A 12,813-nucleotide genomic window follows, 5' to 3' on the forward strand; every position below is an offset into this window, starting at 1 on the left:
CCGATAAATTCAACTACTTTTTCTTCCAATAACGTGAGTGCTTCACGCCATTTTGAACATTTGGGGTTATGCCAGATGGTTGTCATAGGATTTCTCTTTTTCTGACATTATAACTTTTCATATAGTATTAATTTATTCTTATTATTTTTACTTAACACAAATGTAACACTAATTCTTCATAATCCCACACTTTATTATTAGGAGTGGTGATGACAAAAATCCCTCACAGTATTCTTCTCTCTGCCCTGTTGGCTAGCTCTTGTATCGCTGCTGAAAACCTTGGGGTCATCGAAATCGATTCTACGACCATCGACGATCGCTTCGCAACCAAACGTACCGAGGTATCGAGCACCTCGACGATCAGCGGCGAGAGTGTTGACAATGCCCATACCGAAAATATCCAGCAAATTCTTCAAAGTATTCCGGGCATTACAACCGAAGTAAAAACGGGAGACAGTATCAAAATCCATATTCGCGGTATAGAAAACCAAGTCTATATGGGGGAAAAGCCGGGGGTTGCCGTCGTTGTGGACGGTGTTCCCGTATTTGAGCGGACGGGTTCGGTGAACATCGACCTTGATAATATCGAATCGATCAAAGTGATCAAGGGGGGGGCATCGTACCTCTTCGGGGATGATGCCCTAAGCGGTGCGGTCATCATTACCACCAAAAAAGGGGCAAAATACAATCAAAATTTTGCCGCCATCGAGCGCGGGAGCTTCGGTTACCAAAAATTATTAGCGAGAACCGGATACGCTAATGATGACTTTAGTTTTCATATCCAAGCGAGCGAACGCAAAGCAGACGGCTACCATGAGGATTCCGATTACACCGCCCAATACCTCAACGGCAAACTTCAATACTACATCGACAGTACCAGTGATCTGACATTCGGGCTCGAAGCATCAAAGCGAAAAAAAGATTCCCATGGAACCGTAGGGGGTGAAACAGAGGCGCAAACGAATCCTGAAAGTATTTTCACGGGGGATATGGAGAGCAGAGACTACACCCGAAAGTTTGATGTTGAACTGTTGAAACTATTCCTCACCTATTCAAAAGATTTTTCCAATAACTCTAATTTACTCATCAACGGATATATGTATACCGATGACACCTATTTTTGGTCGAGTCCTCAAACTAAAAACGGGAGCGGTGCGAGCGGAGTCTATACCGATGACGACTATGTCTATGATAACTACTACGAACAAATCCAAAAAGGGATCAAAAGCGAATACAGAGCGTCGTTTGACACCTTCGCAACACTCTTGGGACTAGACGTAAGAGACAATAATTATAAAAATAAAGTCCTCTATCGGGTTGATCAGCGAGTTGGAGCACCGGGGAATTACACCTATTTACTCGCCGGCGATGAAAACAGCAACAACGAGACAGATGAAACAGTGTACGCTCTCTACGGTGAGTACAAACAAGGGATCACGGATAAACTCAGCGCTACCTTCAATATTCGGTATGATGATATTAATCTTGACTACACCGATTCCCGCTCTAACGCTCTTGAGAAATCATTCGATGTTTATTCCTACAGAATCGGGACTAACTATAATTTAGATCCTCAAAATAACCTCTTTTTAAATTATTCGACAGGGTTCAGAGCGCCGACGATTACACAACTTTTTGCAGGGGATGTGAGCACCTACGGCAGCACGCAGAACAATCCCGAATTAAAACCTGAACACGCCAAAAACTATGAAATTGGGTTACGGGGAGCTATCAGTAATATCAATTACGAAGCTTCTGCTTTTAGAATTGACCGAAAAGAGTTCATTATGAAAACTGCCGGGAATTACGGAAGTGTAGATAGTACCATCACCGATATGTGGGACAACATAGGGGGGGCGAAACACCAAGGGCTAGAACTTGCAATGAACGCTAAAATCAATGATCACTTCTCCTATAACCTAGCCTACACCTATCTCAACGCAAAATACACCAAATACGATAACTTCGGTATCCATTTTGATGCCGATCATGACGGAAGAGTTGATGCAGGTGAAGTCGCGTATTACGATGTGACCGGAAATGTCATACCTCGAACCTCCAAACATAACCTCAATTTTATACTCGACTACCAGCATAATTCGAATATCAAGTTCTCTACGGAGTACAGCAAAAAATCGGATTATTATGCGGATGATCTAAACAAAATTGAAATTGACGGTCAAGAAGCGGTTAATATCTTGGCCGAATATAAAGCAAAAATGAACACGGTAACGTATGCATTTTTCGCAAGAATCGACAATCTATTCGACAACCAATACTACAACACAGCACGTGCAAGCAGCGATAGAGATACAAACTTACTCTTTAATGCAGAAGACCTCTCCATCACCGTGAATCCGGGACGTGTTTACACTGCCGGTCTTTCAATCAAATTTTAAGGAACTGATATGAAAAAAATACTCTTCTCACTCTTACTGGGAGTCTCCCTTTGGGGATATGGCGAGGGAGTTCTTTATTGGACTCCGCACGGATGCGATGAGGGGAAAACGACCGCATCCAAACACGGCGGACATGGAAAAGGGGAGAGTGCTATGTTCGCTTTAATGAACAGTGACGCGAACGCTTCGGCTCACCTCATCCTCCCTGATCTCTCGGAAAAAGCGTTGACGTTTACCTTAAATACCATAATGCTACCTAAGCCCTCTATGGGGGGATATTATGCCATGGTAGCCGAAGTTTCTACCGCAACCCGGGTTCAAAGCGCCATCCGCTATCTCTCCCTTCAAGGGCGTCCAGCCAAAGTTTCCCCCACTCTACTCATCGCTTTGTCTAAAACAGCATTAGAGATTGTCCCCGATCCTCTGCACCGTGAGCACGACCGTTATACTGCCTCAAAATCGTACCGATTTATCCTCATGTTTCAAAACAAACCGCTCAAAAATGCAACCGTTACTTTAGAAACCCACAAGACTCCTATTCAAAACTATATGAGCGATGAAAGAGGGTCATTTACCATTACACTCCCCAATGATTTTACCAATGTCCGTGTCGGTCGAAGTGAAAACAAACCTTCTGAATTCCTCCTAAGTGTTCATCACAATGATAATTTTACAGCGTATACAAGCACGTTTTCAATGCCCTACCATATCAATCCAAACGATTTTTGGCAATCACAGAGCTGGGGAATCGGTGCGATTTTTCTTGGATTTTTAGGTGGGATATTTCTCTATCGCAGACACAAAAAACAAGGAGTTTCTCGTGGATAAATTCTTAACCGTTACGGCTCTTAGACGGGTCGTTCAACTTACCGCCTTTGTCTTTTTTGTGTATGGAGCTATGATTTTTGCCACTTTTTATACGGATGACAAACTGACCCAAGCCCTTCCGGCTCTCTCATGTGCCTATGATATGAAGGGGGGAGACTACTGCGCCCTAATCCCTCTTCAACATCAGATGGATCACCGTGTTTCCACCCTCTTTACCCAAAATGCAGGGGCGATGGAAGCATTTATGGGGACACTCATCACTATCGGTACCGTTGCCCTTTTGATTCTTATCCTCAACAAAGCATTTTGCGGATGGCTCTGTCCTCTCGGATTTTTTCAAGAGACCATCACGATGATCGGCACCAAACTTGGATTCACCCAGCTTACGTCACTAAGCCGTGAGACGATCACTAAAATCCGCCCGATCAAATGGTTTATTTTCCTCTTTTTGGTTCTCATTTTACCTCTGCTTACGGGGATCGGTTTTCTAGGACACGAGTGGGGAAATCCTTATTGTTCCATCTGCCCGAGTCGCATCATGACAACGGCCATGACGGGTGATATGTCTCAAGTTTATATCTCTCAGGCCAACGGAGGCTACTTTGCCCTCTCACTGATCGCCGATTTACTCTTCGGACTGATGATCGCCCTCGCCCTCTTCGTCCGTCAGCCGTTTTGCCGTATCTGCCCGATTCTCCCGATGCAGACGCTGTTTAAAAAAATCGGTCTTTTACGTCTCGTCAAAAATGGATCCTCCAGCTGTGAATCGTGCGGAAACTGTATCAAAGCGTGTCCGATGGATATTTATGAGATTCAAGACCAAGCCGAAAACCGTAACATCACCCACAGCGACTGTACCCTCTGCGGACGATGTGTCGAGTTTTGTCCTCATGATGGGGTCATGAGCTTCAAATACGGTCCGCTCACCCTCTATAGCTCTTCCAAAGAGAGGTTCAAAAAGCGGACCAAAATCGATAAATGGTGGAAGGGTTAAAGAGTGGAACCGCTAGCCTTCCTCTCCCTTTTTATCGTTGCCCTCTCCTATGGAGCGACAGCCTGTATGCTCACCTGCATGCCGCTCCTCTCCCCCATACTTTTGGCCAACAGTGCAACACGCCAACAAAGCCTCCGAGTCCTGCTCCCTATCAGTTTAGGGCGTATCAGCGGCTATATAGCCCTCTCTGTTGTTGCTTACTATGGTGCAACGATGATTAAATCTCTCATCAGCGATACCATCCTAATGGGGTACCTGCTGGGGAGTGTCACCCTCATTCTCGCAGGGCGATTATGGTTCTCCCTTAGAACCTCATCCTCCTGCTGTAGCACCACAACTGATACACCCCAAGAGGCAATACCCCTTTTTATGACCGGAGTTTTCTTATCGATGTCACTCTGTGCCCCCGTTATCACGATGATGACCCTCAGCGCAACCACCCCCTCTTTAATCTGGGCAATTGCCTATGGCTTTACCTTCGGATTAGGGGCAACACTCCTATGGTTCCTCTTTTTTTCCGTGGTTCTCACCGCCATACTCAAAGAGAGTCTACTTCACCTCTCTCGCTACCGAGTAGTGCTCCAACACACCGCACCGATCCTCCTTGCGGGGGTAGCGATTGCAATCTTTAACGGATGGATACACCTATGATGACAACCGCACGTAAATCGTTTTTCCTCTCCCTTACCTTTCATGCCCTCATGGGTTCTTTGGCTTTTGGGGTACTAACCCAGCTCACTACCCCCCCCAAACTTGTGAAAATCCCTATGCATCACGTGAGCCTGATCTCTCTCTCAAAACCCTCCCCATCTCCAAAACTCCAACCTCGTCAACCTCTTCAACCGCCTCTTGCGGAGACAATAAAACCTCTTGTGAAAGAGCCGCAAAAGCCGTTATTACAAAAACAGAGTGTCGCAAAAGAACCAATCGCAGCACCGATTCAATCGTCTGTACTATCGCAAGTAACACCGACTGCACCTCTTGCACAAGCGATTATTGCACCCGCACCGCCACCGGTAAAAGTGTCGCCTAAACCCGATCTAACGGCTGCAAAAAGATCATTTTTTGCCTCTTTGCGCACCACGATACAGAACCATTTACGCTATCCGAGCGCGGCACGACGCAGAGGGATGGAAGGGGAAATCGATGTCCGATTCACATTGGCTAATGATGGAACGATTAATACCATTTCGGTTCAGCGGGGAGAGGCTATTTTCCATAATGCGGTCAAAACCGCCGTTTCCTCAGCTTCAGGTATCGATGTTCCGAAAAATCTTGTAGACTCTTTACCGATGGAGATTGAACTGACGTTAGAGTTTAAGCTGAACAGCTAAGGAATAAGCTCAGCTTAGCCCTATTTGTGGTAGGATTAAACTTATTGAATTCGTCGCGCTATGAGGATTGTTCGTGTCCCTAAAATTACCCTTTTCTTCTTTACTCCTCCTTTTCATCTCTACGTATGCGCACGCTTACGAATTGGGTCGCGGGGCACAAATAAACGATCATATCAATGTAGGCGGATATTTTTCGAGCGAATTTGAAGCAGGCCGAAGCGATGAGACCTTTACTCTCGATGACGTAGCCGTCATGGCCTATGGGGACATTAACCCTATGATTTCGTATTTAGCAGAGTTTGAAGCGGTCGGGTTTTACCACAAAAACCTCAGCGACGGGAGCGACGGGGGAAGCCAAAAGTTCCATGCCGAACGGCTATACGGTGATCTGTGGATGTCGGATGATTTTAATATCCGTTTCGGAAAACAAATCACCCCTATCGGATATTGGAACATGGAACCGATCAACGTATTACGCGATACGACCTCTAACCCCCTTTACAGCATGCTTCTTTTTCCAAAATTTCTAACCGGTATCGATATCAACGGCTATGTACCAAATACTGAAGGGTTGCGCTATCACCTTTTTGCCCAAAAAAATCATGATTTGGACGAAGAGTACATCAATATTCCCAACACCCATTTTTACGGTTTTGCCGTTGAAAAAGAGTTTTCTATGGAGTGGAACGGCGGCGGAAGCGTAGGGGAATATATTACGAAAACCAACCAACGAACGCGTTTTCTTCAAGCGAATGTCAAATACGATGATACCAAGTGGCAACTCGTCAGTGAAGCGCTGCTTGCCAAAAGTGACTACAACAGCAGAGAAGACGATTATACCCTCTCAGGCTATGTGCAGGCAATGTATCATTATATGCCCGAACACGCTGTAGTCGGAAGAATTGAGCATTATAACGACCATTTCTCTGACTATAAAGATACTATCATCACGTTGGGCTACAGCTATCGTCCCCTTTACCCCGTCTCTTTAAAAGGGGAATACCAATGGCATTCTCAGAATGAGGAGAATCGTGCACTCTTCTCTTTTTCGGTACTCTTCTGATGAAAACCATTACGCTACTCCTTATTGCTGCCTCAGCCCTCTTTGGAGCACAATACAGTGTGATCATCTCAAAAAAAGCCGATGTGGGGGCATTATCCGCACAACAGATTCGGGATATTTTTTTACAGAAACGGCACTCTTTAGGAAATCAGAAAATCATTCCCCTCAATTTAGTCGGTCAAGAGGCTTCTCGAATCGCATTTGAGAATGACGTTTTAGGAATGGGGAGAGATCGGTTAAATGCCTACTGGGTCAAACAGCATTTCCAAGGGATTACCCCTCCGATCACCCAGCCCTCCCATGAATCGATCAAAGCGTTTGTCCAAAATGTGGAAGGCTCTATCGGATATATCCCCTCTTCCATGGCCGATGGCAGCGTAAAGGTGATCTATGAGTTTTAAACTTAAAACCATTCTCCTCTTTTTAGGGGTCAGCCTTATCCCCTATGCGTTGAGTATGATATTGCTGGGCAGCTCGTTTCGTCAAGAACAATATAATGCCGTTACGCAAGAGATGAATACCCAGCTAAGCCTTACGGTAGAGCGGATCGATCAGCATCTGCAAACCCTCCAAAACGATATGGCATTTATTGCCAAATCAGAAGTTATGAACGATCTCTATACCCAAGATTTGGATCGTCGTATCAGTACCATGCTTCTCTCTAAAAAAAATGATATGAAGATGAGCGGTGATTTTTATGTCATAGACGTAAACCGTAAAATTATCGCGTCCAGTGACTTTAGCACTATTTCCAAAATCAAATCCATACAACCTTTTTTTGCAATCCCTATTCACTCAACCTTTACCCAAGAAAAAATTGCTGAACTCATCGTCACCTATCCGCTCGATAACTTCCAACCATTTTTTTCCAACTCTCCGCAGCGCCATTATTATCTCAAGCATCGTAATGGAACCATCGCGCTTCGACCCAATGTTTTTGAAGAATCGCTCCAAGTCTCCCATCCGCTCAAACATCAGCCGGAACTAACCATTGTTTTGGAAGAGGAAAAAGGGTTCGCGTACCGATTGCTCTACAAATATGAACAATGGTTTATCGCGCTACTGATCGCAGGTGCCATTTTCATAGCCGCCGCTGCCTATTATATTGCTACGGGGCTTATCCGCCCCGTAATTGCCCTCTCCGATACGGCCAAAAAAATCACCCGCACTCAAGATTACACCCAGCAAGTTTCCGTTGATCGGGATGATGAGATCGGGCAGCTTTCCGATGCTTTCAATACGATGATCGGGGGGATGGATAAAGCATTGGATGAAATCACCACCCTAAATCATGAAATCGAAGATACTCAGCGGGAAGTCGTTTTTACAATGGGTTCCATCGGGGAGAGCCGTTCCAAAGAGACGGGAAATCACGTCAAAAGAGTGGCGGAATATTCCAAACTTCTTGCTCTGTATTACGGCCTTAATGAAGAAGATGCTGAGATGCTTAGACAAGCCTCCCCAATGCACGACATCGGAAAAGTAGCCATCCCCGATGCCGTTTTAAACAAGCCGGGGCGTTTTGATGAGGAAGAGCGGCGTATCATGGATACCCACGCCGAATTAGGGTATGAGATGCTCAAACACTCCAACCGACCGCTCCTTAAAATGGCCGCGACGGTGGCGTATGAACATCACGAAAAATACAATGGAAGCGGGTATCCAAGAGGCTTGAGCGGTGAAGAGATCCATATCTACGGCCGTATTACGGCATTGGCCGATGTGTTCGATGCACTGGGAAGTGATCGTGTCTATAAAAAAGCGTGGGATGATGAGCGGATTTTTACCCTTTTTAGGGAAGAGCGCGGGGAACATTTCGATCCTAAACTGATCGATATCTTTTTTGAGCATTTGGATGAATTTCTCGCGATTCGTGAGACCTTTAAAGATACCCACGAATCTTAAAGCAATTTTACTTTCTACTATAAAGTTATTTAAGATCGAACCTATCCGCATTCATCACGGTGTTCCAAGCCGCCACAAAATCATGGACGAATTTTTCTTTTGCATCTGCTTGAGCATACACTTCCGCAATGGCACGGAGTTGTGAATTGGATCCGAAAACGAGATCGACTCGGCTGGCGGTGTATTTGACTTTTCCCGATGTTCGATCTTTTCCCTCGAACGTCTCTTCCTCTTCACCGACATTGCTCCAGAGTATACTCATATCCAAAAGATTCACAAAAAAATCGTTAGTGAGCACACCCCCTTTATCGGTGAAAATTCCTTTGGATGAGTTGTCATAATTTGCCCCCAAAGCCCTCATACCACCGATAAGCACTGTCATTTGCGGGGCAGTAAGACCTAAGAGTTGCGCTTTATCAACCAATAACTCTTCGGCACTGACGGCATATTTCTTTTTCTGAAAATTTCTAAATCCATCGGCTATCGGTTCGAGATACGAAAAAGAGGGGGCAAAGGTTTCCTCTTGTGTAGCATCTGTTCTCCCTGCCACAAAGGGAACGGTTATCTTCATGCCGGCATCCTGTGCCGCTTTTTCGATTCCTGCGGCTCCCCCTAGGACGATTACGTCGGCTAAAGATACTTTTTTGCCCTCCGTTGAGGAATCATTGAATCCTTTTTGGATTTCTTCGAGTTTGGCAATGACGCTCTCACATCCCTGATTCGCTTCCCAGTTTTTTTGCGGTTCCAACCTTATTCGAGCACCGTTTGCACCGCCACGTTTATCCGAGTCTCGGTAGGTTGAAGCAGATCCCCACGCCGTTTTGACAAGTTGGGAAACACTAAGCCCGCTTTCGAGTATTTTTGTTTTCAACGATTCGATATCCGCATCGTCCACAAGTTTATGATCTACCGATGGTACGACATCTTGCCAGATCAAATCCTCAGCTGGAACTTCGGGTCCGAGATAGCGCGATTTTGGTCCCAAATCACGATGGGTTAATTTAAACCATGCTCGCGCAAACGCATCGGCGAACTCCTCGGGATTTTCATGAAACCGTTTCGAAATAGGACCATAAATCGGATCCATTCTCATAGCCATATCGGCGGTAGTCATAATGGTTTTTACTTTTTTACTCGGATCATGGGCTGCGGGTGCCATATCTTCCTCTTTGGGATTGATCGGAGTCCATTGCCAAGCCCCCGCCGGACTTTTTTCCAGATTCCAGTCGTATCCAAAGAGGATATCAAAATAGCCGTTATCCCACTTCGTCGGGTTCGCCGTCCAAGAACCTTCGATTCCGCTACTGATCGTATCGTCTCCTTTTCCGCTTAAAAACTTGCTCAGCCAGCCAAGCCCCTGAGCGATCAAACCTTCTCCTTCGGGTTCAGATCCGACATGAGATGCATCCCCCGCACCGTGGCACTTGCCGAAGGTATGACCCCCTGCCACCAAAGCAACCGTTTCACTATCTCCCATCGCCATTCGAGCAAAAGTTTCGCGGATATCTTTGGCCGATTCGAGAATATTGGGCTCACCGTTGGGACCTTCGGGGTTGACATAGATCAGACCCATCTGTACGGCGGCTAAGGGATTTTCCAAGCCGTCTCGGTTCTCTTTTTTCTCATATCGTTGATCCTCGAGCCATTTATCTTCACTCCCCCAGTAGATATCTTCTTCGCTCTCCCATACATCTTCTCTGCCGCCGGCGAATCCAAATGTTTTTAATCCCATAGATTCAAGCGCTACGTTCCCGGCTAATACCATCAGGTCTGCCCAAGAGATTTTATTACAGTATTTTTGTTTGATAGGCCAAAGAAGACGTCTGGCTTTATCGAGATTGATATTATCCGGCCAACTATTGAGTGGTGCCAAGCGCTGACTTCCGCTAGCGGCTCCGCCTCGGCCATCCCCTGTTCTATAGGTACCGGCACTGTGCCATGCCATACGGATAAAAAGCGGACCGTAATGGCCGTAATCTGCCGGCCACCACTCCTTCGAATCAGTCATAAGGTCTGTCAGATCTTTTTTCAGGGCATCGAAATCGAGCTTTTTAAATTCTTCTTTATACTCAAATTTTTCACCGAGAGGGGTTACTTTATTGGAATGCTGTGAAAGGATTTTAAGATTGAGTTGATTGGGCCACCAATCTTTATTGTAGGTCCCTTTATTCCCGGCTGAGGGATTTCCTCCACCTAAACCTGTGATCGGACATTTTCCCATTACTTCCACCTTATTTGTAAATTATTGACAAAACTGATATCAAAGTAGCGCCGTTTTACTTAGTTGAATTTTAAGTATCTCAGTTCCCATTAATCATCCGCGATACCAAACCGCTTTGATCCTTCTTCTCTGCGAGGACAACCCCGATAATGTGGAGCGCGATAAAAGCAAAAATCGCCCATCCTAAAACCATATGAACCGTTTCAACATTCTCTTTTGCTTCACCCGTTATTTTGTAATAGAGCGCCAAACCGCTAAGCGACATAGTTGCCATCAAAACATATACCGCTCGATAAAGGAGATACACCTTTTGCATAGCAGGATTATCATCGAATCCGAATCCGTTTTTGACCACCATCGCCAATCGCCAGAGTAATAAAACGGCAACCGCAATCCCCAAATAAATGTGCCAATCCCACATCGGTGAACGGACTGCTTTACCGATCATTACTGCCTGATCATCCGTGATAATGGTCCCCAACTCCGCCATTTTTGTTTGGACGATTGAGCCGATATTAGCCTTGTGCATGACACTTTCTCGCAGCACGACCGTAATAAATAACCCAAATAGCGCAATGGCATTCAGCCAATGCCAGACCCTAAATGATGATGAAAATTTTCGCATAGAAACTCCTTGTATTTCAATACACCTATCTTACACTAAAATAATATATCTTGTGTTAACTCTGCATCAACACCCTAAAAAAGATCAACTATACCCCAAAACGCTAAGACTCACTATGGTATAATCGCGTCATTATTTAGACCTTAAAAGGTAATTCTTATGCGCCAAACCATTACTGAAAAGATATTCTCCTCCCATGTCGGACGCAACGTTTATGCGGGTGAAATTGTCCGCTCGCCTATCGATATGGTTATCGGTAACGATATCACTACTCCTATTTCGATCAAAGCATTCGAAGACTCAGGTGCGACTAAACTTGCTAACCCTGAGGGGTTCTCGATCGTCCTCGATCACTTCATCCCCGCCAAAGATATCGCTTCAGCAAACCAAGCCCGTATCAGCCGTGATTTCGCTAAAAAATATCAGATGAAACACTTTTTCGATGAAAAAGATATGGGGATTGAGCATGCATTGCTTCCTGAAAAAGGGCTTGTTATTCCGGGTGATGTCATCATCGGTGCCGATTCACATACCTGTACTCACGGTGCATTAGGGGCTTTTTCTACGGGAATGGGTTCGACCGATTTGGCATTTGCCATGATCACGGGGGGCAACTGGTTCAAAGTTCCTGAGTCAATCAAAGTTATATTGAGCGGTAAACCGGGCAAATATACTACGGGGAAAGATATTATTTTAGAGATTATCCGCATGATCGGGGTTGATGGTGCGCTGTACCGTACCCTCGAATTTACCGGAAGCACGATCCCTTACCTCAGCATGGATGACCGATTCAGCATGTGTAACATGGCGATCGAAGCGGGGGCAAAAAGTGGGATAGTCGCGTATGATGAGATCACGGCGGAGTTCCTCGCCGACAAACCGCTTGCTCGCGAACCAAAAATTTATCATTCTGATGACGATGCAACGTATGTTCAAATCCTCGAAATCGATGTGGCTAATCTCGAACCGGTTATCGCCTATCCGTTCTTACCGTCCAACGGCCACAGCCTCACTCAAGCCGTCTGTGATAACATCAAAATCGATCAGGCATTTATCGGAAGCTGTACCAATGGCCGTCTATCCGATCTCAAAATTGCCGCAGAGATTCTCAAAGGGAAACGGGTTCACCCTGATGTCCGTCTTATCGTCACACCGGGGACACAGAGAATCGTCCGTGAAGCGACCAAAGCGGGATATATCGACATCATAATCGATGCGGGGGGCGTTGTATCTAACCCAACCTGCGGTGCGTGTTTGGGCGGATACATGGGAATTTTAGGAGACAATGAAGTAGCCGTCGCGACGACTAACCGTAACTTCGTCGGTCGTATGGGTTCACGCTCATCAAAAGTCTACCTTGCCAACTCTGCCGTAGCTGCCGCTTCAGCTATCACAGGCTATATCACCGATCCCGCAACGATACTATAAATTTCTCTTTTTTTTA

General features: G+C 45.6%; 11 protein-coding genes. 9 read left to right on the plus strand and 2 right to left on the minus strand.

What is annotated here, in order from left to right:
• Window positions 1-209 precede the first annotated feature (209 nt).
• The 8 genes from Q8O20_RS09285 (at window position 210) to Q8O20_RS11980 (ending at window position 8,523) form a co-directional block, all read left to right on the plus strand.
• Entirely contained in the window at window positions 210-2,399 is a 2,190-nt protein-coding gene (locus Q8O20_RS09285; protein WP_305530927.1) for a TonB-dependent receptor, read from the plus strand.
• A 9-nt stretch (window positions 2,400-2,408) separates the two neighbouring features.
• Window positions 2,409-3,227 (plus strand): hypothetical protein, encoded by an 819-nt coding sequence (locus Q8O20_RS09290; RefSeq protein WP_305530928.1) that lies wholly within the window; start codon window positions 2,409-2,411, stop codon window positions 3,225-3,227.
• Entirely contained in the window at window positions 3,220-4,221 is a 1,002-nt protein-coding gene (locus Q8O20_RS09295; RefSeq protein WP_305530929.1) for a 4Fe-4S binding protein, read from the plus strand. Before Q8O20_RS09290 ends, Q8O20_RS09295 begins: the two co-directional genes overlap by 8 nt.
• A 3-nt stretch (window positions 4,222-4,224) precedes the next feature.
• Window positions 4,225-4,872 carry a sulfite exporter TauE/SafE family protein gene (locus Q8O20_RS09300; protein ID WP_305530930.1) on the plus strand — a complete coding sequence of 216 codons (648 nt, stop codon included), beginning with the start codon at window positions 4,225-4,227 and terminating at the stop codon, window positions 4,870-4,872.
• Window positions 4,869-5,555, plus strand: a complete 687-nt coding sequence (locus Q8O20_RS09305) for a TonB family protein (RefSeq protein WP_305530931.1) — start codon at window positions 4,869-4,871, stop codon at window positions 5,553-5,555. Before Q8O20_RS09300 ends, Q8O20_RS09305 begins: the two co-directional genes overlap by 4 nt.
• Before the next feature lie 73 nt (window positions 5,556-5,628).
• Complete coding sequence (locus tag Q8O20_RS09310) at window positions 5,629-6,618, plus strand: DUF481 domain-containing protein (RefSeq protein WP_305530932.1); 990 nt, start codon at window positions 5,629-5,631, stop codon at window positions 6,616-6,618.
• A complete protein-coding gene (locus tag Q8O20_RS09315) occupies window positions 6,618-7,019 on the plus strand; it encodes a hypothetical protein (protein WP_305530933.1) in 402 nt (133 codons plus the stop codon). Before Q8O20_RS09310 ends, Q8O20_RS09315 begins: the two co-directional genes overlap by 1 nt.
• Window positions 7,009-8,523: an HD-GYP domain-containing protein gene (locus Q8O20_RS11980; RefSeq protein ID WP_371131553.1), complete on the plus strand. Its 1,515-nt coding sequence runs from the start codon at window positions 7,009-7,011 to the stop codon at window positions 8,521-8,523. Before Q8O20_RS09315 ends, Q8O20_RS11980 begins: the two co-directional genes overlap by 11 nt.
• A gap of 25 nt (window positions 8,524-8,548) precedes the next feature.
• Here Q8O20_RS11980 and katG read toward each other — a convergent pair whose 3' ends face one another.
• Together katG and Q8O20_RS09335 are read right to left on the minus strand one after the other, a co-directional pair.
• Window positions 8,549-10,744, minus strand: a complete 2,196-nt coding sequence (gene katG, locus Q8O20_RS09330) for a catalase/peroxidase HPI (RefSeq protein WP_305530934.1) — start codon at window positions 10,742-10,744, stop codon at window positions 8,549-8,551.
• Window positions 10,745-10,823: 79 nt separating this feature from the next.
• Window positions 10,824-11,369: a cytochrome b/b6 domain-containing protein gene (locus Q8O20_RS09335; protein WP_305530935.1), complete on the minus strand. Its 546-nt coding sequence runs from the start codon at window positions 11,367-11,369 to the stop codon at window positions 10,824-10,826.
• Between the two features lie 159 nt (window positions 11,370-11,528).
• Between Q8O20_RS09335 and Q8O20_RS09340 the strand changes: the two genes are divergently transcribed.
• Window positions 11,529-12,797, plus strand: a complete 1,269-nt coding sequence (locus tag Q8O20_RS09340) for a 3-isopropylmalate dehydratase large subunit (RefSeq protein ID WP_305530936.1) — start codon at window positions 11,529-11,531, stop codon at window positions 12,795-12,797.
• Window positions 12,798-12,813 lie beyond the last annotated feature (16 nt).

Source organism: Sulfuricurvum sp., from assembly GCF_030691015.1.
GTDB lineage: Bacteria > Campylobacterota > Campylobacteria > Campylobacterales > Sulfurimonadaceae > Sulfuricurvum.

What these genes read in the sequence shown, in the direction of transcription:
- Q8O20_RS09285 (WP_305530927.1), top strand. Translation starts at nt 210, where the DNA reads ATGACAAAAATCCCTCACAGTATTCTTCTCTCTGCCCTGTTGGCTAGC.
- Q8O20_RS09290 (WP_305530928.1), top strand. Translation starts at nt 2,409, where the DNA reads ATGAAAAAAATACTCTTCTCACTCTTACTGGGAGTCTCCCTTTGGGGA.
- Q8O20_RS09305 (WP_305530931.1), top strand. Translation starts at nt 4,869, where the DNA reads ATGATGACAACCGCACGTAAATCGTTTTTCCTCTCCCTTACCTTTCAT.
- Q8O20_RS09315 (WP_305530933.1), top strand. Translation starts at nt 6,618, where the DNA reads ATGAAAACCATTACGCTACTCCTTATTGCTGCCTCAGCCCTCTTTGGA.
- Q8O20_RS11980 (WP_371131553.1), top strand. Translation starts at nt 7,009, where the DNA reads ATGAGTTTTAAACTTAAAACCATTCTCCTCTTTTTAGGGGTCAGCCTT.
- katG (WP_305530934.1), bottom strand. Translation starts at nt 10,744, where the DNA reads ATGGGAAAATGTCCGATCACAGGTTTAGGTGGAGGAAATCCCTCAGCC.
- Q8O20_RS09335 (WP_305530935.1), bottom strand. Translation starts at nt 11,369, where the DNA reads ATGCGAAAATTTTCATCATCATTTAGGGTCTGGCATTGGCTGAATGCC.
- Q8O20_RS09340 (WP_305530936.1), top strand. Translation starts at nt 11,529, where the DNA reads ATGCGCCAAACCATTACTGAAAAGATATTCTCCTCCCATGTCGGACGC.